General features: G+C 52.6%; 1 protein-coding gene. It reads left to right on the top strand.

Annotation, left to right across the window (positions count from 1 at the left end):
• Positions 1-21: 21 nt before the first annotated feature.
• Positions 22-1,651 (top strand): collagen-binding domain-containing protein (locus ACI31J_RS06330; protein ID WP_439773588.1); only part of this gene is annotated, 1,630 nt, incomplete at its 3' end.

The following is a 1,651-nucleotide window of genomic DNA, read 5'->3' as shown; positions in this document are numbered from 1 at the left end:
TCAAAAAAGAACGTAAGATTAATGATGCAAAAGCAACAGCCACGCAAGCAACGCTTTGGCATTCGCAAGCTCAGCATCGGAGTGGTCTCCGTGCTGCTAGGCCTGCTATTTGTCGGCGGTGGGAACACTGCCCTTGCTGACGACCAGTCTGGAGGAACGACGGCCGCGGCAAGCGAAGCGTGTATAACCAGCGACCAAGCGGTGGCGAGTACCGAAGTTGCGCTAACGGCGAGTAGCTCTGTAGCAAGCAGCGCTGCAACGACGGCGAGTACGGTTGATACAGTAAGTACACCGGCTTCAACGGCCAGCCAGGCGGAAGCAACCGCCCCAGTGGTTAGCGCTGAACCGGCAAGTGATGCGGTGGTCAGTGACCAGCCAGCAGACTCCGCCGTTACTGACTCTCAGGTACCGGCAGTCAGCGATGTACCAGCGGTTGACAATACGAATAGTGCCGAACCAGAAGCAACGATTCCAGAAACTGGTAGCGCCACGGTGGTGACCCCAGCGGAGAGCGCACAGCCGGATAATAAGAACGCTGCCCAAAAGACGGTTCAGACTGTCGACAAGATTCATACCGACCAGATTTTAAAGGACAAGTACGGTATCGACGTGAACCACCTCGATGCGAAGAGTGTCCTGTTACTGGCATCACTTTTCCATATTTTTGCCAACGAGGCTAACCTTAGTGCGGACGTGAATGGAAATATTGCGGTGGGGATTCTTAATAGTAGCGTTGACTTTGGAACCCGCGGTGAATCCATTCACCTGACCAAGGGTGATATTTACTACATCCAACAGCTCAATGCTGGTTTGAAGGATGGATCATTCAGGAACGATAAATTTAACCACGTGATCTTCGGTACGGACGTCAACGTTGAGGTGATCAACGGGCAAGTGTACGTTAACGGCCACCATATGGTCCACTTAAAGCCGGAGGAAGTATTCAAGGACGGGGCCGGCTCTAATTACATCGACTTCCCGGCAGTTTTCCAGCGCCTGCTTAAGGCCGCTGATTTCTACGCGGAGCAGGAGGAATCCGCTGGGGTGATCAAGAATTTCCAAGACATGAATAACCGCTACGTCGATATTTCCAATGCGGTGCCAAAGGACAACGTGATCTACGTCAACATTCCTTTCGAGTACCTCAATGCCTCGCAACCGATCAAGATCTACGGTCTTTCGAGCAAGGTGAATGGCCCAACGTTGGTGATTAACGTGATCGGGATGCCGGCTGGCACCGAGCTGGCCATCCATACCCAGGTCAAGCTCTACTATGATGATGACAAGAATAACAACATCAACCCGGGGGAAAGTCATTCGCAGCCTAACCACGTTCTGTGGAATTTCGGTGCCACCAGTGCTCACATCGTGATTCAAAGCGGGCACTTCATGGGAAGCATCCTTGCACCGAACGCCACGGTGACGGCTAATGTTAACGTTGATGGTAACATTATTGCCAACGTCGTTAATATTAAGGGTGGCGAGAGTCACAAGTGGGACATCCAACCGGTATCACCTAGCGAGCCAACAGAACCGACAGAGCCAACGGAACCGACAGAGCCAACGGAACCAACAGAGCCAACGGAACCAACAGAGCCAACAGAGCCGACGGAACCAACAGAGCCAACGGAACCAACGGAACCAACGGAAC

It is taken from the genome of Limosilactobacillus sp. (assembly GCF_051873075.1).
Taxonomy (GTDB): domain Bacteria; phylum Bacillota; class Bacilli; order Lactobacillales; family Lactobacillaceae; genus Limosilactobacillus.
Note: the sequence above shows the minus strand (reverse complement) of the source record. Positions and strands in the feature narration are given on the sequence as shown.